This is a genomic window from Brevundimonas intermedia, from assembly GCF_027922165.1.
Classification (GTDB): domain Bacteria; phylum Pseudomonadota; class Alphaproteobacteria; order Caulobacterales; family Caulobacteraceae; genus Brevundimonas; species Brevundimonas intermedia.
On the sequence record NZ_BSFD01000006.1, the window covers coordinates 126,779 to 143,778 of the forward strand.

Genomic DNA, 17,000 nt, shown 5'->3' on the forward strand with positions numbered 1-17,000 from the left:
TCTCGGCGAACCGCTGCCTATTCGGCCGCGATCGGCGCCTCGGTTTCCGGGCCCCGGGCCAGGTTGCGCAGGACGTAGGGCATGACGCCGCCGGCCAGCAGATAGTCCATCTCGGTCTGGTTATCGATGCGGCAGCGGACCGGGAAGCGGGCCATCTTGCCGTCCGACGGGCGGAACAGCTCGACCCACAGATCCTGACGCGGACGCAGCTTGCCGACATTGGCGTCGGACAGGCCGCGGATGGTGACGATCTCCTCGCCGGTCAGGCCCAGCTTCTGCCAGCCGTCCTGTTTGAACTGCAGCGGCACGACGCCCATGCCGACCAGGTTCGAACGGTGGATACGCTCGAAGCTTTCGGCGATGACAGCGCGAACGCCCAGCAGGCGGGTGCCCTTGGCCGCCCAGTCGCGCGACGAGCCGGTGCCGTATTCCTTGCCGGCGAAGACGACCAACGGCCGACCTTCCGACTGATACCGCATGGCGGCGTCATAGATCGACATGGTGTCGTTCGACGGGAAGTGCTTGGTGACGCCGCCCTCGATCTCGGGCGTGATCCGGTTCTTGATCCGGATATTGGCGAAGGTGCCGCGCATCATGACTTCGTGGTTGCCGCGACGAGCGCCGTAGCTGTTGAACTCGGCCGCCTCGACGCCGTGGTTGGTCAGATAGACGCCGGCGGGCGAGGTCTTCTTGATCGAACCGGCCGGAGAAATGTGGTCGGTGGTGATCGAGTCGCCGAAGATGGCCAGGACGCGCGCCTCGACGATGTCCTGGACCGGGGTCAGGTCCATCGACAGACCTTCGAAGTACGGCGGGTTGGCGACATAGGTGGAGGCGTCGTCCCACTCATAGGTCTGGCCGCCCGTGACCTTGATCGCCTGCCAGTGCTTGTCGCCCTTGAATACGTCCTTGTAGCGTTTGGCGAACATGGCCGGGGTGACCGACTTCTTCTGGATGTCGGCGATCTCCTGCGAGGTCGGCCAGACATCCTTCAGGAAGACGTCGTTGCCCTTCTTGTCCTGACCGATCGGATCCTTGGTGATGTCGATCCGCATCGAGCCGGCGATGGCGTAGGCCACGACCAGCGGGGGCGAGGCCAGATAGTTGGCCTGGACGTCCGGGTTCACGCGGCCTTCGAAGTTGCGGTTGCCCGACAGGACCGAGGTCGCGACCAGGGCGTTGTCGTTGATCGCCTTCGAGATCGCCGGATCCAGCGGGCCCGAGTTGCCGATACAGGTGGTGCAGCCATAGCCGACCAGGTTAAAGCCCAGGGCGTCCAGGTCCTTCTGCAGGCCGGCGTCGGTCAGATAGTCGGTGACGACCTGCGAACCGGGGGCCAGCGAGGTCTTGACCCAGGGCTTGGCCTTCAGGCCGAGCGCATTGGCCTTGCGCGCCACCAGGCCGGCGGCGATCAGGACCGACGGGTTGGAGGTGTTGGTGCAGGAGGTGATGGCGGCGATGACGACGTCGCCGTCGCCGACGGTGAACTTCTCACCGTCCACGGCCGCGCGCGGGGCGTCGGTCGGACGGGCGAAGACATCGACCAGGGCGGTTTCGAAGGCCGGGGCGGCCGTGGTCAGTTCGACGCGGTCCTGCGGACGCTTCGGACCGGCCAGCGACGGCACGACCGAGGCCAGGTCCAGTTCCAGAACGTCGGTGAAGACCGGGTCTTCCGAGGTCTCGTCGATCCACAGGCCCTGGGCCTTGGCGTAGGCTTCGACCAGGGCGACGCGCGCCTTGTCGCGGCCCGTGGCGGTCAGATAGCCGATGGTGGCGGCCGAGACGGGGAAGAAGCCGCAGGTGGCGCCGTATTCCGGGGCCATGTTGGCGATCGTCGCCTGGTCCTCGATGGTCATGTTCGGCAGGGCGTCGCCGAAGAATTCGACGAACTTGCCGACCACGCCCTTCTTGCGCAGCATCTGGGTGACGGTCAGCACCAGATCGGTCGCGGTCGTGCCTTCCGGCAGGCGGCCGGTCAGCTTGAAGCCGATGACCTCGGGGATCAGCATCGGGATCGGCTGGCCCAGCATGGCGGCCTCGGCCTCGATGCCGCCGACGCCCCAGCCCAGAACGGCCAGGCCGTTGATCATGGTGGTGTGCGAGTCAGTGCCGACGACGGTGTCGGGATAGGCGACGGTCTTCTTGCCTTCGTCCAGGGTCCAGACGGTCTGGGCCAGGTTCTCCAGGTTCACCTGGTGGCAGATGCCGGTGCCGGGGGGCACGACGCGGAAGTTGTTGAAGGCCGACGAACCCCAGCGCAGGAAGTTGTAGCGCTCGATGTTGCGCTCATATTCGCGCTCGACGTTCTGGCCGAAGGCCTTGGCCGTGCCGAAGTGGTCGACCATGACCGAGTGGTCGATGACCAGATCGACCGGGACCAGCGGATTGATCTTGGCGGCGTCGGCGCCCAGGGCGCTCATGGCGTCGCGCATGGCGGCCAGATCGACCACGGCGGGCACGCCAGTGAAGTCCTGCATCAGGACGCGGGCCGGGCGGAAGGCGATCTCGTGCTCGACCGAACCCTTGTTCTCGACCCAGGCGGCGACGGCCTTCAGGTCGTCCTGCGTCACCGAGACGCCGTCTTCGTTGCGCAGCAGGTTCTCCAGCAGCACCTTCATCGAGCGCGGCAGGCGGGAAATCCCGGTCAGACCGGCTTCCTCGGCGGCCGGAAGGCTGTAATAGGCGTATTTCTTGCGCCCGACGGAAAGATCCTGGCGGGTGTTGAAGCTGTCGGTGGACGGCATGGAGAGTTTTCCTCTGGTCAGCGCCGCCCGACAATCCGGTTGCGCCTTCGCGCGGCAGACGCAGCGGCTCACAGGGCCCCTGCGCGCGCGGCGAAAGCCTGCTGCGGCAATCGTGCCTATAGTCCGCTCATCGCGCACCGTCCATGTGTCCACACCCTCGACGCGGACATTGAGAAAGGTTCTCAAAACAAAGGCGTTCTTCTCCCTCCCCGTTCCGGGGAGGGGGGCTGAGCGGAGCGAAGCCGGGTGGGGCGGGCTCCGCGCCCCATCACTGGCCTTGCTTCCCGGAAATCGTACACCCTCGCCGGGCCGCCCCCACCCCGTCGCTACGCGACGCCCCTCCCCGGAACGGGGAGGGAGAGTGTCGCCGTCATGATCCACACCCTCTCCATCTCCGACCTGACCGTCTCCCGCGGCGAGCGGCTCCTGTTCCAGGGGCTCGACCTGCGCATCCAGGCCGGGGAAGCCGTAGTGCTGACGGGCGCCAATGGCGCAGGCAAGACCAGTCTGCTGCGCGCCATCGCCGGCCTGCTGCGCCCCGACGCGGGGGAGGTCGCCTTCCACGACGGCGACGGCAATCCGCTGGACGAGCGGCTGGCGCGCGGCCGCGAAACCCATTTCCTCGGCCACCAGGACGGATTGAAGACCAGTCGCACGGCGCGCCAGGAGCTGGGCTTCCAGTGCGACTGGCTGGGTCACGTCCAATGCGGCTTGGACGATGCGGTCGAAGCCTTCGGCCTCGCCCCGCTGCTGGACCTCGAAGTCCGCCGCCTGTCCGCCGGTCAACGCCGCCGTCTGGCCATGGGCCGGCTGGTCGGGTCGCCGCGCGCCCTATGGCTGCTGGACGAGCCGATGGCGCCGCTGGACGCTCGCTGGCGCGCCGTCTTCGCCGACCAGATGCGCCGCCATCTCGACGCCGACGGCCTGATCCTCGCCGCCGTTCACGACCCCCTGCCCCTCCCCGCTCGCACCCTGGACCTGGGAGGTCTGACGTGAGCCGTCCTGTGGACGCCGAACCCCGCCCCCCCGGCCTGCGCGGCGCGACGCGCGTGCTGCTGGAGCGCGAGCTGGACCTGGCCTGGGGCGGCGGGGGCGGCCCCCTGCTGGCCTGCGGCTTCTTCGCCTGTCTGACCGCCGTCCTGCCCCTGGCCGTGGGCGGCGATCCGCGCACGCTTTCACCCGTCGCCGGCGGGATCGCCTGGCTGGCTCTGGCCCTCGCCTCGCTGTTGTCGCTGGAGCGGCTGTTCGAGCGGGATCTGGAGGACGGGGCGCTGGACCTGTTGGCCCTGGGCCATCTGCCGCTGGAATCGGTCGTTCTGATCAAGGCCCTGGCCCAGTGGATCGCGGTCGGCCTGCCCCTGGCCCTGACCGCGCCGGTCGCCGCCCTGGCCCTGGGTCTGCCGCCGGCTTTGATCCCGCTCACCGCCTTGTCGGCCTTGATCGGCGGGGCGGGCTTCGCCTTCACCGGAACCCTGGGCGCCGCCCTGGCCCTGGGAGCGAAACGCGGAGGCCTGTTGATCGCGGTCGTGGTCCTGCCCCTGTTCATTCCGCCGGTCGTCTTCGGGGCCGGCGCGCTGGAACGCGCCGCCTCAGGCCAGTCGCCCGGCCCGGCCCTGGCCTTCCTCACCGCCTATGTCCTGTTCGCGGGCGTCATCGCCGCCTTCGCCGGGGCCGCAGCGGTCAGGAACGCCCAGGGATGACCGACGCGATCCGCCGCTTGCCCGCCGTCCCGACGCCGCGTAATCGCTGACGCCATGTTCGGCCTGTCCAACCCGCAGCGCTTCATGGCCTTCACCGGCCCTCTGACCCCCGTCCTCTGGGCAGTCGCGGCCGTGCTGCTGGCGGTCGGAACCTGGCTCAGCTTCACCGTCCCCGCCGACTATCAGCAGGGCGACACGGTGCGGATCATGTTCGTCCATGTGCCCGCCGCCGTCTGGGGCCTGGGCGCCTACTCGGCCCTGGGGGTGTCCAGCTTCTTCGCCCTAGTCTTCCGCCACGCCCTGGCCGACGCCGCCGCCCGCGCCGCCGCCCTGCCCGGCGCCGCCTTCACGGCGCTCGCCCTGTTCACCGGCTCGCTGTGGGGCCAGCCGATGTGGGGAACCTGGTGGGTGTGGGACGCGCGCCTGACCAGCGTCCTGGTGCTGTTCCTCTTCTACCTCGGCTATATGGCTCTGCGGGCCTCGATCGACGACGAACAGAAGGGGGCGCGCGCCGCCGCCGTCCTGGGTCTGGTCGGCCTGATCAACCTGCCCATCGTCAAATTCTCGGTCGACTGGTGGAACACCCTGCACCAGCCGGCCAGCTTCCTGACCCCCGGATCCTCAGGCCTGGATACGGTCTATCTGCCGCCCTTCCTGACCATGCTGGCCGCCTATGGGATCCTATTCGCGGCCCTATGGCTGACGGCGATCCGCACCGAGATCCGCCGCCGCCGCGTCCTGACCCTGCGCGCTCGCCAGGCCCTGGAAGCGTAAGATGCTCGACCTCGACATGACCCCCTACGCCGCCTTCGTCTGGCCCGCCTGGGGCGTCAGCGCCCTGGTCCTGGCCGCCCTGGTCGCCCGCGCCGTCATCGCCTCGCGCAGATGGAAGCGTGAGCTGGAGCGACTGGAAGCCGACGCGCCGTCTAAAGCGGTGGACGCCCCTCGTCCTCAAGCAGCGCAAAGCGCGGTAGGACAACCAGAAAGTCCTCAAGTAGCGCGAAGCGCGATAGGACCCCAAAAGTGAACCGCTGGCTGGCCCTGCTTCCCCTCGTGGTTCTGGTCGCCCTGGCCGCTCTGTTCGTCGGCTGGTCGCTGAAGCGCGATCCGGCCTTCAAGCCCGACGCCATGGTCGGCCAGCCCATCCCGGAAACGGTTCTGCCCATGCTGACCGGCGACACCGCCGGGCCTGGCAATCTGGACCTCAAGACGGCGGGGGTCGGTCGGCCCATGCTGGTCAATGTCTTCGCCTCCTGGTGCGCCCCCTGCCGGATCGAACACCCCAAGCTGTTGGCCCTGAAGGCGCGCGGGATCGCCGTTGTCGGCGTAGCCTACAAGGACGAGCCGGTCGCCACCCGCGCCTTCCTGGACGAGCTGGGCGATCCCTATTCCATGGTTCTGGTGGACCGCGATGGTCGGGCCGGTCTGGACCTGGGCATCTCCGGCGTGCCCGAGACCTTCGCCGTCGACGCCATGGGCCGGATCACCGCCAAACAGTCCGGCCCCCTGCTGAACGACGCCGATATCGACCGGCTGGTCGCCTCTATGCAGGCCCCGCCGAGACCCCTGCCGAACGAAAAAGCGCGTTAACCCTCTTTCGAGAGGCATTGTTAACGATTGATCGCTCCGAATGCGTTAACGATTGGGCATGAGCGCGATTCGCCCCGGTTTGCCGCAGTCCCTGCCCACGCCCGTGGGCGAGGCTCCGTCTGCGCGAAACGCCCAGGCCGCCTTCTTCCGCGCCGCGATGAATCAGGTTCAGGCGTCCCAGGTTCAAACCACGCCGATCCAGGTTCAGGCGCCTGTCGCCGCCCCGACGCGCCCCGTAGCGCCGCCGCCCGCGGCCGACGGAGAAACGCCCCGGATCATGCGTCCGGGCACCTATCTCGACATCAAGGTCTGATCAGTTCCAGCCCTTGCTGGCGATATACTGCTGCAGCAAATTGATCCGCGTCGCATCCGACGGGTGGGTCGAGGCGAACTGCGGGACGCTGGCTTGGCGTTGCGCCGCCATCAGCCGCCACAGGGCCACGGCCTCGGACGGCTTGAACCCCGCCGCCGCCATATAGTCCACGCCCAGCCGGTCAGCCTCCAGCTCATCGCGTCGCGAGTAGGGCAGCAGCAGCCCGTATTGGGCCGCCAGGCCGCCATAGGCGTTGACCGCATCGCCATAGCGTCCCGCCGCACCGCCCACGGCCGCCAGGCCGACAGCGGTCAGCGACTGGCTCGAGGCGCGCTCGGCCGCGTGGTTGGCGACGACATGGCCGATCTCATGACCGATGACGCTGGCCAGCTGGTCGTCGTTCTGGACCAGGGCCAGCAGGCTGTCGGTCACGCCGATCTGGCCGGACGGGAGGACGAAGGCGTTAGGGCTCTTCTCGCTGAAGACGGCGTAGTCCCAGGTCCGGCCGCCCAGGCCCGCCGCCTGAACCAGCCGCCCGCCGACACGACGGATACGATCGACCTGGGCGCCGGAGGTCTGAACGCCCGGCTTGGCGATGGCCTCGCGCCAGGCGGCGGTCGACTGCTGCGACAGGGAGGCGTTGTCCACCAGCAGCAGCTGATTGCGCCCCAGCGCCTCGTTATAGGCGCAGGCGGACAGGGCCGAGGCCGCAACGGCGGCGACAGCCAGGACACGGAAGGGGCGACGAACAGGGATCACAGGCGGCCTCGTGCACGATTTGCGGAACAGCCAAGCAAATCTCGCAGCCCCCGTCGAGGTTCCAGTCGAGGTTCCAGTCGAGGTTCCGCTCAATCCCTGGGCGTCGCCCCCAGCAGGGTGCGACAGGCTTCCGCCTCGGCCGCCAGGGCCGCGCGCCGGGCCTCGCCGAAACCGTCCAGGGTGCGATAGGGCATGGCCAGCCGCACATTGTCCCTCAGCCGGCCCCGGTTTCGCTCCAGAAAGCCCCAGTACAGCCGGTTGAAGGGACAGGCCGCGTCGCCGCTCTTGCTCTTCACATCATAGCGGCAGCCGCCGCAGTAGTCGCTCATCCGATCGATATAGGCCCCTGACGCCGCATAAGGTTTGGACCCCACGATCCCGCCGTCGGCGAACAGGGCCATGCCCCGCGTATTGGGCATCTCCACCCATTCGTAGGCGTCGGCGTAGACAGCCATATACCAGTCGTCCACGGCGTCGGGATGCACGCCCAGCAGCAGGGCCAGGTTTCCCGTCACCATCAGCCGCTGGATATGGTGGGCGTAGGCGTTGTCCCGCGTCGTCTTCACCGCATCGGCGACACAGGCCATGTCGGTCTCGCCGGACCAGTAGAACCACGGCAGGGCCCGGTCTGCGTCCAGGAAATTCCTGACCCGATACTCCGGCGCCTTCAGCCAGTAGATTCCGCGCACGAACTCCCGCCAGCCCAGGATCTGGCGGATGAAGCCCTCGACCGCGTTCAGGGGCGCCCGCCCGGCGCGATAGACCGCCTCGGCCCGGCGGCAGACGTCCAGCGGATCGAGCAGGCCCAGGTTCAGAGAGGTCGAAATCAGCCCGTGCCACATCCACGGCTGGTTCTCCGCCATGGCGTCCTGCCAGTCGCCGAAAGACGGCAGGATCACCTCCAGGAAATGCGCCAGCACCGCCTCGGCCTCCGCCGCCGTCGTCGGCCAGCCGAAGGCCTCCAGCGACCCGAAATGGTCCCCGAACAGCCGCTCGACATCTGCGATGGCCACTCGGGTCGTCGCATTCGGCGGGGTGCGCAGCCGCGCAGGCGGCGTCACGCCGCGCGGCAGTTTCTTGCGGTTCTCGGCGTCATAGTTCCAGCGCCCGCCTTCCGGCTGGGCGCCGTCCATCAGCAGGCCCGTCTCGCGCCGCATCTCGCGATAGAAGAACTCCATCCGCAGCTGCGACTTGCCCGAGGCCCAGCGCCGGAACCGGTCATGCGAACAGAGGAAACGGCGATCCTCGCGGATCTCGACAGGCAGCCTCGCCCCTTCCGCAAAGCCCGCCAGATGCTCAGCCAGCCGCCATTCGCCGCATTCGGTGGCCACCACCCGGTCGTAGCCGCCGCCCTCCAGCACCCGATCCAGTTCCCCGGTGATCGAGCCGCTGTTGTCGGGATCGTCGATCCGCACATAGCGCACCCGCACGCCCCGCGCCGCCAGCCGCTCGGCATGGTTCCGCATGGCCGCGAAGGTCAGCGCGATCTTCTGCTTGTGATGGCGGACATAGGTCGCCTCGTCGCGCACCTCGGCCATCAGGACAGTGTCGACCCCGGGCTCAAGCCCCTCCAGCGCCGACAGGCCGTCGGACAGTTGGTCGCCCAGCACCAGCCTCAGGACAGCCATGGTTCACCCCGCCTTGCGGGCCAGGGCCTGAAGCCGGGGGCGCACGCGCAGAAACACCCGATAGGCGGCCTCCAGCCCCGCCAGCACCATGGGTGCGCGCGCCGCCAGCCCGAGAGGGCGCAGCAGGGGAATGGCCCGCCACATGGCCGCAAAGGCCGCCGCCCCCGACAGCAGCCGCCCGTCCTCGCGGGCGTGGAACCGGGCGAGCAGGGCGTCGCGGTCCAGGGGACAGGACGCGTCGTCGCCTGAGGCCACATCGACGAACTGGATCGCGTCCCGGCGATCCAGCCGCCGCATCAGGGCGATCTCGCGACGGCACAGGGGGCAGCCCCCATCATACCAGACGAGCAGCGGGGTCTGGGTCGGGGTTGAGGGCAAGGAAAGGCTCCAGTCATCGACGACGACGGCCTTCCGGGCACGCAGCGCGCAGTCGCAATCCTATACGCAAATTTCTATAACCTGGATCAGACGCCGCCCTGATCGATGGCCGATATCCAATGGATGCCGAAATGACCGACCGCCCCGCACTGCCGCCCCTCCCCCGCGTCCTGGGCTTCGCCGGACTTCTGCCCCAGGCGGCGGCGGTCGCGGTCCTGGTTTTCGGCGGGCCGGACGTCCGGTTCGCGGCCCTCAGCCTCGCCTACGCCTACGCCGCCCTGATCTTCAGCTTCCTGGGCGGGGTCTGGTGGGGCCTGGCCGCGACTGCGCAGGGCGGGGCGCCGCGTTGGGTCTGGATCGCCGCCGTGGCTCCGTCCCTGCTGGCCCTGGCGACGGCCTGGCCCTGGGCGACCGGTCAGACCTGGCCCGGCCCATCCCTGATCGTCCTGGGAGTCTGCCTCGCCGCCAGCCTGGGCGTGGATCTCCGGCTCAAGGCCGCCGGTCTGACGCCCCAGGGCTGGCTGGCCCTGCGCGCGCCTCTGTCGCTCGGACTGGGCCTCCTGACCCTCGCGGCCGGCCTGATCTAGGGCAAAAAATCGGGGCCTGCCGAAAACGACAGGCCCCTGATTTTGTCAGTCTCGACTTGGAGCGGGCGAAGAGATTCGAACTCTCGACCCCAACCTTGGCAAGGTTGTGCTCTACCACTGAGCTACGCCCGCACTCCGTAGGAGCTAGGTGCGCTCCCCGTCGAGGAGGGGGCGTATAGCGGAGGGTTGCGGCAGGCCGCAACCCCTTTTTTTGGGGCTGTCGCACTTCGTGCTGCTTGAGCCCAAAAAACACTCGCCGCCCCGCCGTAGACGCGCCCCGACGCTCGCCACGGAGGCGCCTTCGCGCTAAAGCAGCGAGCCTCGTCATTCCCGCGAAGGCGGGAACGCGTCGCGAGCGTAGCGCCCTTCCGCGCCTCAGCGCGGCGCCAAGCGTATAGCCCCGTCCAGCCGGATGCACTCGCCGTTGATATAGACATTGCGGGCCAACTCCAGCACCAGGGACGCATAGTCGGCGGGCGTGCCCAGGCGGCTGGGGAAGGGAATGGCGGCGGCCAGGGCGTCCTGGATCTTCTGGTCCATGCCGGCCATCATCGGCGTCCACATGATGCCGGGCAGGATGGTGTTGCAGCGCACCCCTTCCTGGGCCAGATCCCGCGCGATCGGCAGGGTCATGGCGTAGACCCCGCCCTTGGACGCCGAATAGGCCGCCTGGCCGATCTGGCCGTCCTGGGCCGCCACCGACGCCGTATTGACGATCAGGCCGCGCTCGCCGTCCGCCATCGGCTCCAGGGTCACCATTCCGGCCGCCGACTGCGACAGGACGCGGAAGGTGCCGAACAGATTGACCCGCACGGTGCGTTCGAACTGGGCCATGTCATGGGCCTTGATCTCGCCGGTGTCCTTCTTGCGCGAGACAGTCTTCATGCCGGTGGCGATGCCGGCGCAGTTGACGGTCAGCCGCTCCTGGCCGTGGGCGGCGCGGGCCTTGGCGAAGGCGGCGGCGACCGAGGCGTCGTCTGTCACGTCCACCTGGCAGAAGACGCCGCCGATCTCGGCCGCGACGGCCTCGCCCTTTTCGGCGTTCAGATCGAACAGGGCGACCTTGGCGCCCGTGGCGGCGATGGCGCGCGCCGTGCCTTCGCCCAGGCCCGAGGCCCCGCCCGTGACCACCGCTGCGATGCTGTTGTCGAGTTTCATCCCGGTCGTTCCTATGTTGTAATGAACCTGAGTTTCGTTTGAGGATTTAGCGGCCATGACCGCCAAAGCCAAACCCGCCGATCCCGCCGACGCCCTTGACCCGCGCAAGGCCCTGGTCCCGTCGGTGGTCAAGGTCAACGAGGTGCGCGTGACCAAGGGCTTCTGGCCCAAGCTGCAGCGCACCGCGGCCCGCATTCCCTTCGCGGATCAGGCCCTGGCCGCCTGGTACGCCGCGCGCGACCCGGCTACGCCCCTGCCCGCCAAGGGGATGATCTTCGCAGGCCTGGCCTATTTCATCATGCCGATCGACGCGATCCCCGACCTGTTCGCGGGCATCGGCTACACCGACGACGCCGCCGTCATCGCGGCTTTGATCGCCACCCTCGGCGCCAACATCAAACGCCGCCACCGCGACCAGGCCGAGGACGCGGTGCAGCGGCTGAAGGGGGAGTAGGTCCTACCCCTCTCCCCCCTGCGGGAGAGGGAGACCGCGCACGGCGGCGCAGCCGTCGTCCTGGCGCGGTCGGGCGAGGGGTCGTACAGGCCTCGCCGTTTCGCACCGACCGACCCCTCATCCGGCCCTTCGGGCCACCTTCTCCCGCAAGGGGAGAAGGAAACTCAATCCCCCACGACCACCACGATCTTGCCCAGAGCCTGACGATCGCCCAGCGCCTTGATCGCCGCCCCCGCCTTCTCCAGCGGGAAGGTCTGCGACACGCGCGGCTTGATCTTTCCGTCGGCGTACATCTGCATCAGCTCGGCCATATTGGCGGCGTGGCCCTGGGGATCGCGCGCCACCGCGGCGCCCCAGAAGACCCCGATCACCGACACCGACTTCAGCAGGGTCAGGTTCAGCGGCAGGGACGGAATCCCCGCCGGGAATCCGACCACCAGATACCGCCCGTTCCAGTCCATCGCCCTCAGCGCCGGATCGGCATAGTCGCCGCCCACCGCATCATAGACCACGTCGGCGCCGTCCCGCCCCGTCGCCAGCTTGAACTCGCCCGACAGTTCCTTCTGCGCCGCCTTGTCCATCGGCCCGGTCGGATAGATCAGGCCGTTGTCCGCCCCCAGGTCCAGAGCGAACTGGACCTTGTCGTTGGTCGAGGCGGCGGCCACGACCCGCGCCCCCATGGCCTTGCCCAGTTCGACCGCGGCGGCGCCCACGCCCCCGGCCGCCCCCAATACCAGCAGCGTCTCTCCCGCCTTCAGCTGCGCCCGGTCCTTCAGCGCATAATAGCTGGTGCCATAGGTCATGATCAGGGCCGCCGCCTCTTCGAAGCTCATGGCCTCGGGAATGGGAATGACCGTCTCGGCCTTGACCGCCAGCCGTTCGACAAGCCCGCCCCAGCCGGGCACGGCGATGACCCGGTCGCCCTTGCGAACCCCTTTGACGCCCTCGCCCACCGCCTCGACCACGCCCGCGACCTCAGCGCCGGGCGAGAAGGGCCGTTCGGGGCGGAACTGATACCTGTCCTCGATGATCAGGGTGTCGGGATAGTTGATCCCAACGGCCTTGACTTCAATCACCACCTCGCCCGCCTTGGGCGTGGGATCGAGCACGTCTTCGACCACGAGGGTTTCGGGACCACCGGGGGCCTTGGACAGGACTGCGCGCATTATTCCTCCCTTGGGCCTATCGCGCTTCGCGCTACTTGAGGCCCGTTTGTGTTCGGCCGACATGGCGCGGCCTTCTCGACGACGCTAAAGAGCGCCACGCCCGTTTGAAAGAGGCGAAACAACAGGCTCAGGAAGACGACATGACCGCCCTCATCCTCCACGGCGGCGCCGGCGCCCGGCGCGAACGCAACTATGACGCCGAGGTCGTTCACATGCGCCAGGTGGTCGAGGCCATGAAGGCCCGGCTGGATGCAGGCGACAGCGCTCTGGACGTCGCCGTGGCGGCGGTGACCCTGCTCGAGGATTCCGGCCTCTATGTCGCCGGCAAGGGCGCCTCTCCCAATCTGGCCGGCGCCTATGAGCTGGACGCCAGCCTGATGGACGGCGCCACCCGCCGGGCCGGCGCCGTCGCCGCGCTACAGGGCTTCCGCAACCCCGTCGTCGCCGCCCGTGCGGTGATGGACCGCACCCCCCACGTCATGCTGGTGGGCGAGGGCGCGGCCCTATTCGCCCACGACCAGGGGCTGGAGCCCATCGCCGACGAGGCCGCCTGGTACACGGGCGCCGGCCAGGGCGAGGACAATCATCCGCCCGGCACCCTCAGCCACGGCACGGTCGGCTGCTGCGTACTGGACAGCCGGGGCCGTCTCGCCGCCGCCACCTCGACCGCCGGGGTCTTCGGCAAGATGCCGGGCCGCGTCGGCGACACCCCCATCCCCGCCGCCGGAACCTGGGCCGACGGCCACGCCGCGACCTCCTGCACCGGCCAGGGCGAATATTTCATCCGCGTCGCCGCCGCCGCCCAGGTCGCCTGGCGCGTCGCCACCGGCCAGACTTTGGCGCAGGCGACCCAGGCCGTCATCGACGAGATCGGCCATATGGGCGGCGACGGCGGCCTGATCGCCCTGGACGCCGCCGGAAACATCGCCTGTCCCTTCAACAGCCAGGGCATGAAACGCGCCTGGCTGACGCCGGAGGGCGAGATCGGCGTCGAGGTGTTCGGCCGCTGAGCTGAGCCCAGGTCGAAGCGCCCATAGAAAAAGGGCGGCGAGACCAGCTCGCCGCCCTCCTTCCGTTCTGCCTGCTCAGCCGAGGCTCAGAAGGTCCAGTCGAAGCCCACGCGGACATAGCGCGGCGACTGATAACTGGTCGGCTGACCATAATAGAGGTCAGCGCCGTCGGGGCCGTTCAGATCGCCGAACTCGTAGAGGTCGGAGACGGCGTCCAAGTCGAACAGGTTGAAGATGTCGGCCCGGAGAACCAGGTCGCCCGGCATGCTGACCGGCACGGTGTAACGCAGCGAGACATCGAAGGTGGTCTGCCAATCCGAGGTCATCTGCGAGCCGCGCGGCGTAGCTTCACCGTTGCAGTAGTAGGATGAGGCTCCATAGTCGTAAGCCGGGTTATTGGCGTCGGGATAGTATCCGATGCAGCCATAGTGACGCGGCGACGCCACGGTCAGATTGCCGCCGACCGTCAGGTCACGCAGCACCTGATAGGAGCCGAACAACTTCAGGACATGAGCCCGGTGGTTCGGCAGCAAACCATAGGCGCCGTCCGTCAGGCCCGGCTGATCGAAGTCCTGAGTGATGCCGGCGTCGGTCTGGCCATTGTCCGACTTCACATAGCCCTCGGTATTTCCTTCGCTCTTGGACAGGACATAGGAGCCGCGCAGGCTCCAGATCCCGTCGAAGGCGCGGTCGAAGGTCAGCTCCAGCGACTGATAAATACGCTTGGCCTTGGGATAGCCCAGGTCTTCGGCCGAGAACTCGATCGTCCGCACCTCGGTCTCGCCCGGCAGGGGGTCCGACAGGGTGATGGTCGAGGCGGCGCCGGGATTGACGATCACATACTGGTGGAAGCCCGACCAGATGCTTCCGCAGCCCGAGATTCCCTGTTCCTCGCAATAGTTCACGACGGCTAGGTCGATCGCCACGTCTTCGGCGTTCCGCAGCAGGTTGCGATAGGTGTAGTTGGCGCCGACGGTCCACAGATCGCCGATCTTGCGCTCATAGCCGAACTGGAACTCATCCTCGGCGGTCGATTCCAGGTTCTTGGCCACCAGCGACTCGGTCGAGGGCGCCGAGCCGTCCGCTGTCACGGTGCAGCCCGACACGCCAACCGTGCCTATGCCGCCGGCGGGACATGCCGCCGCGCTCGAATAGCCGACGATCTGTTCGCCCAGATTCGGGACGCCGTTCTCATCATAGGGCGTGGTCTGATCGACGAGGAAGTACTCGGTGATGCTCAGTTCCGACGACGCCATGCGATAGGCCGTGTTGGACGCGATGGGCAGATAGTACCGTCCGTAGGACCCGTAGAAGCGGCTACGGCCGTCATTCAGCGGATCAAAGGTGAAGCCCAGACGCGGCCCGATCTCTTCGTCAAATGACGAGATGGTCTCCCCAGTCGCCCCATTCAGATTGAACTTGTCGAGCCGGATGCCGAGGTTCAGCGTCAGCTGCTCGTTCACGTCCCAGGAGTCCTGGAGGTAATAGGCTTCGTTCTCGTTCTCGAACGTGCCGCCGGCGCTGTAGCTGCTGACCGCCACATAGGTTTGCCCCGGCGACAGATTGCCACCCTGCGCTTGCGAAGTCGCAGAGGTCGCCGTGTAATAATAAAACCGTTGCCCACCTGTACGACGGGTTTCTCGAGCGAGAGACAGATTTTCGTGATCTATTCCCGCCCGCAAATGGTGCTTTCCGAACAGATCGAAATAGAGGTCTGCGTCAAAACGCCAGAATTCGCGTTCTGTTTCACGAACAGGCGTGTAGCTGCTCGAAGTCTGCTCCGACACGCGGCCGATATAGGCCGTGCCAGCATCATTCAGCCTAAAATCGTAAGCATAGGGCGCCGTGACATCGCCGCTGGTCGAAACGGCGCTGTCCTTGTTCTTACCATAGGCGGCTGAGACCGTGAGCCAGTCCGTCAGCGTGCCCGTATAGCGGGCCACAAAGCTCTCACCGCCGCTCTTGGCGTAAGAGGTGTTGGCCAGATCGCCGACGGCGCCGGTTTCGGAGTCCCAGTTGTAGATGTCATAGTTGGTTTCCCGGGTCGTATCGAACCAGGTGAACTCCAGATGGTGGTCGTCGGTGACATAGCCGTCCAGCTTCACACCATAGAAGGGGTCATCCGAGGCGCTAGTGGTCTTTGTCCCACCGGTGATGCTGTAAGAACTGGCCTCGGTGTCGCGGAACTCGGTGAGGCCGTAGAAGAACAGCCGATCCTTGATGATCGGACCGCCCAGCTCCAGCGTGGTGGAGCTTGAATCGGCTTCATAGAGCGAGTTGGCCGAGGCGTAGGTGTCGGGCGACTGGGATCGCAGGCTATCGGGCGCATAGTTGCCATGCAGGGCGATGTAGAGGTCGTTGGACCCGGACTTGGTCACGGCGTTGACGATGCCGCCCGTGGCGCGACCGAACTCGGCCGCATAGCCGCCCGTCTTGACCTCGACCGACCGATAGAAGTCGAACGGCACCGTGGAGGCGCCGATGTAGTTGTCGAAGTTCGTGATGTTCAGGCCGTTGATATAATAGGCATTCTCGGCCACCGACGAGCCGCCGATCGAGGGCACGTCGCCAAAGGTGCTGTCACCAGCCACCGTGCCTGGCGCCAGAAGGATGATGGAGCTGATGCTGCGGCCGACCGGGGTGGTCTTGACCAGGTCTTCCACGTCGACCGTCAGGCCCGTGGTCGTTTCATTGAAGTCCAGGTTCCGGCGCGCCGCCGTCACCACGATCTCGCCCACGGTGTCCGCCGAGCCTTCAGTCAGGCTGAAGCTGTAGGACGAGGTTCCGCCCAGAGCGATCTGAACCGACTGGGCCACCGGAGCGTAGCCGGGCGCCGTGATGGTGACCTTATAGCGACCGATCGGCAGAAGGGCGGCGCGGAAGTCGCCCTCGGCGTCTGTGGTGGCCGAGCGGCTGAACCCCTGTTCCGTCGACTGGATTTCGACCGTTGCGCCGACGACCGGGGCGCCGCCCTCGCCGACGACCGAACCGGTCAGGGTGCCTGAGGAAATGTCCTGAGCCATGGCCGGCGTCGGCGTCGCCAGAACCGGCGCCAGAACGCCGACCGCGGCCGTCAAGCTGCTGATGATCGTGCCGGACAGCAAGGTCCGCCGGATGCTTCGAATGTTCAACTCAATATCCCTCCAGTTGAGTAACGGGCCCAACCCTGACCCATCGATCGCCGCAAAAACGACGATCTGGAGAACACTTGTCGATAAGAGTGCAGCCCACCAACCCACAAACCCCTCTATAATTAAATTTCATACATAGATGTCACTCATTTGCCTCAATGATTATTGCACATCTGCAATAATGGATGCTCTTTAATACAATAGTGATACGCCTGAAACTGTCTCGATACACAGTCGCACGATGCCGACGCAGTCGCAGGAATGGTCGATCGTCCGCCATCTCTCCGCGCGGAGTCGGTCATCATTACAGCTCCGTAAGGTGCACAACCGGCGGACGCTGGTACGGTCGCCTCCGCCCCGGCGTTCCGGGCCTGGAGACCCC

General features: G+C 67.2%; 16 protein-coding genes and 1 tRNA gene. 9 read left to right on the forward strand and 8 right to left on the reverse strand.

The annotated features are described in order from the left end of the window. Window positions 1-17 precede the first annotated feature (17 nt). Window positions 18-2,744, reverse strand: coding sequence for an aconitate hydratase AcnA (gene acnA, locus PKE72_RS10855; RefSeq protein ID WP_271165387.1), 2,727 nt, complete (start codon window positions 2,742-2,744; stop codon window positions 18-20). Window positions 2,745-3,116: 372 nt separating this feature from the next. Here acnA and ccmA point away from each other — a divergent pair, with 372 nt between their 5' ends. From ccmA to PKE72_RS10885, 6 genes are read left to right on the forward strand one after another with little or no spacing between them, the layout of a single operon-like run. Beyond that, window positions 3,117-3,740: a heme ABC exporter ATP-binding protein CcmA gene (gene ccmA / locus PKE72_RS10860; RefSeq protein ID WP_271165388.1), complete on the forward strand. Its 624-nt coding sequence runs from the start codon at window positions 3,117-3,119 to the stop codon at window positions 3,738-3,740. Continuing rightward, on the forward strand, window positions 3,737-4,444 hold the full coding sequence (gene ccmB, locus PKE72_RS10865; RefSeq protein WP_271165389.1) for a heme exporter protein CcmB: 708 nt from the start codon (window positions 3,737-3,739) through the stop codon (window positions 4,442-4,444). Before ccmA ends, ccmB begins: the two co-directional genes overlap by 4 nt. A 54-nt stretch (window positions 4,445-4,498) precedes the next feature. Beyond that, on the forward strand, window positions 4,499-5,218 hold the full coding sequence (locus PKE72_RS10870; protein ID WP_271165390.1) for a heme ABC transporter permease: 720 nt from the start codon (window positions 4,499-4,501) through the stop codon (window positions 5,216-5,218). A 1-nt stretch (window position 5,219) separates the two neighbouring features. Further along, the gene (ccmD, locus tag PKE72_RS10875; RefSeq protein WP_271165391.1) at window positions 5,220-5,471 is read left to right on the forward strand and encodes a heme exporter protein CcmD; all 252 of its coding nucleotides are present in this window, start codon (window positions 5,220-5,222) and stop codon (window positions 5,469-5,471) included. Further along, complete coding sequence (locus tag PKE72_RS10880; protein WP_271165392.1) at window positions 5,468-6,034, forward strand: DsbE family thiol:disulfide interchange protein; 567 nt, start codon at window positions 5,468-5,470, stop codon at window positions 6,032-6,034. The genes ccmD and PKE72_RS10880 overlap by 4 nt, the downstream gene beginning before the upstream one ends. A 58-nt stretch (window positions 6,035-6,092) precedes the next feature. Continuing rightward, complete coding sequence (locus tag PKE72_RS10885; protein ID WP_271165393.1) at window positions 6,093-6,347, forward strand: hypothetical protein; 255 nt, start codon at window positions 6,093-6,095, stop codon at window positions 6,345-6,347. On the opposite strand, the gene PKE72_RS10890 is transcribed toward PKE72_RS10885, so the two are convergent. The 3 genes from PKE72_RS10890 to PKE72_RS10900 all read right to left on the reverse strand — a co-directional run bounded on the left by PKE72_RS10890 (window position 6,348) and on the right by PKE72_RS10900 (window position 9,112). After that, window positions 6,348-7,106 carry a M48 family metallopeptidase gene (locus tag PKE72_RS10890; RefSeq protein WP_271165394.1) on the reverse strand — a complete coding sequence of 253 codons (759 nt, stop codon included), beginning with the start codon at window positions 7,104-7,106 and terminating at the stop codon, window positions 6,348-6,350. Window positions 7,107-7,195: 89 nt separating this feature from the next. Then, window positions 7,196-8,734 carry a cryptochrome/photolyase family protein gene (locus tag PKE72_RS10895; RefSeq protein WP_271165395.1) on the reverse strand — a complete coding sequence of 513 codons (1,539 nt, stop codon included), beginning with the start codon at window positions 8,732-8,734 and terminating at the stop codon, window positions 7,196-7,198. Between the two features lie 3 nt (window positions 8,735-8,737). Next, window positions 8,738-9,112 carry a thiol-disulfide oxidoreductase DCC family protein gene (locus PKE72_RS10900; RefSeq protein ID WP_271165396.1) on the reverse strand — a complete coding sequence of 125 codons (375 nt, stop codon included), beginning with the start codon at window positions 9,110-9,112 and terminating at the stop codon, window positions 8,738-8,740. 131 nt (window positions 9,113-9,243) lie between these two features. Between PKE72_RS10900 and PKE72_RS10905 the strand changes: the two genes are divergently transcribed. Then, the gene (locus tag PKE72_RS10905) at window positions 9,244-9,699 is read left to right on the forward strand and encodes a DUF3429 domain-containing protein (RefSeq protein WP_271165397.1); all 456 of its coding nucleotides are present in this window, start codon (window positions 9,244-9,246) and stop codon (window positions 9,697-9,699) included. A 57-nt stretch (window positions 9,700-9,756) separates the two neighbouring features. Here PKE72_RS10905 and PKE72_RS10910 read toward each other — a convergent pair. Both PKE72_RS10910 and PKE72_RS10915 read right to left on the reverse strand, forming a co-directional pair. Then, window positions 9,757-9,831, reverse strand: a tRNA-Gly gene (locus tag PKE72_RS10910). A gap of 243 nt (window positions 9,832-10,074) precedes the next feature. Then, window positions 10,075-10,857, reverse strand: coding sequence for an SDR family NAD(P)-dependent oxidoreductase (locus tag PKE72_RS10915; protein WP_271165398.1), 783 nt, complete (start codon window positions 10,855-10,857; stop codon window positions 10,075-10,077). Between the two features lie 55 nt (window positions 10,858-10,912). Here PKE72_RS10915 and PKE72_RS10920 point away from each other — a divergent pair, with 55 nt between their 5' ends. After that, complete coding sequence (locus PKE72_RS10920) at window positions 10,913-11,311, forward strand: YkvA family protein (protein ID WP_271165399.1); 399 nt, start codon at window positions 10,913-10,915, stop codon at window positions 11,309-11,311. A gap of 164 nt (window positions 11,312-11,475) precedes the next feature. Here PKE72_RS10920 and PKE72_RS10925 read toward each other — a convergent pair whose 3' ends face one another. Continuing rightward, window positions 11,476-12,477 (reverse strand): NADPH:quinone oxidoreductase family protein, encoded by a 1,002-nt coding sequence (locus PKE72_RS10925; protein ID WP_271165400.1) that lies wholly within the window; start codon window positions 12,475-12,477, stop codon window positions 11,476-11,478. A gap of 140 nt (window positions 12,478-12,617) precedes the next feature. On the opposite strand from PKE72_RS10925, the gene PKE72_RS10930 reads away from it, so the two are divergent. Next, window positions 12,618-13,487: an isoaspartyl peptidase/L-asparaginase family protein gene (locus tag PKE72_RS10930; RefSeq protein ID WP_271165401.1), complete on the forward strand. Its 870-nt coding sequence runs from the start codon at window positions 12,618-12,620 to the stop codon at window positions 13,485-13,487. Between the two features lie 86 nt (window positions 13,488-13,573). On the opposite strand, the gene PKE72_RS10935 is transcribed toward PKE72_RS10930, so the two are convergent. Further along, complete coding sequence (locus tag PKE72_RS10935) at window positions 13,574-16,618, reverse strand: TonB-dependent receptor (RefSeq protein WP_271165402.1); 3,045 nt, start codon at window positions 16,616-16,618, stop codon at window positions 13,574-13,576. Window positions 16,619-17,000 lie beyond the last annotated feature (382 nt).

Excerpts from the sequence above, each read along its gene's own strand:
- PKE72_RS10930 (WP_271165401.1), top strand. The coding sequence starts at position 12,618 with ATGACCGCCCTCATCCTCCACGGCGGCGCCGGCGCCCGGCGCGAACGC.
- PKE72_RS10885 (WP_271165393.1), top strand. The coding sequence starts at position 6,093 with ATGAGCGCGATTCGCCCCGGTTTGCCGCAGTCCCTGCCCACGCCCGTG.
- acnA (WP_271165387.1), bottom strand. The coding sequence starts at position 2,744 with ATGCCGTCCACCGACAGCTTCAACACCCGCCAGGATCTTTCCGTCGGG.
- PKE72_RS10920 (WP_271165399.1), top strand. The coding sequence starts at position 10,913 with ATGACCGCCAAAGCCAAACCCGCCGATCCCGCCGACGCCCTTGACCCG.
- ccmA (WP_271165388.1), top strand. The coding sequence starts at position 3,117 with ATGATCCACACCCTCTCCATCTCCGACCTGACCGTCTCCCGCGGCGAG.
- PKE72_RS10925 (WP_271165400.1), bottom strand. The coding sequence starts at position 12,477 with ATGCGCGCAGTCCTGTCCAAGGCCCCCGGTGGTCCCGAAACCCTCGTG.
- PKE72_RS10895 (WP_271165395.1), bottom strand. The coding sequence starts at position 8,734 with ATGGCTGTCCTGAGGCTGGTGCTGGGCGACCAACTGTCCGACGGCCTG.
- PKE72_RS10870 (WP_271165390.1), top strand. The coding sequence starts at position 4,499 with ATGTTCGGCCTGTCCAACCCGCAGCGCTTCATGGCCTTCACCGGCCCT.
- ccmD (WP_271165391.1), top strand. The coding sequence starts at position 5,220 with ATGCTCGACCTCGACATGACCCCCTACGCCGCCTTCGTCTGGCCCGCC.
- PKE72_RS10905 (WP_271165397.1), top strand. The coding sequence starts at position 9,244 with ATGACCGACCGCCCCGCACTGCCGCCCCTCCCCCGCGTCCTGGGCTTC.
- PKE72_RS10915 (WP_271165398.1), bottom strand. The coding sequence starts at position 10,857 with ATGAAACTCGACAACAGCATCGCAGCGGTGGTCACGGGCGGGGCCTCG.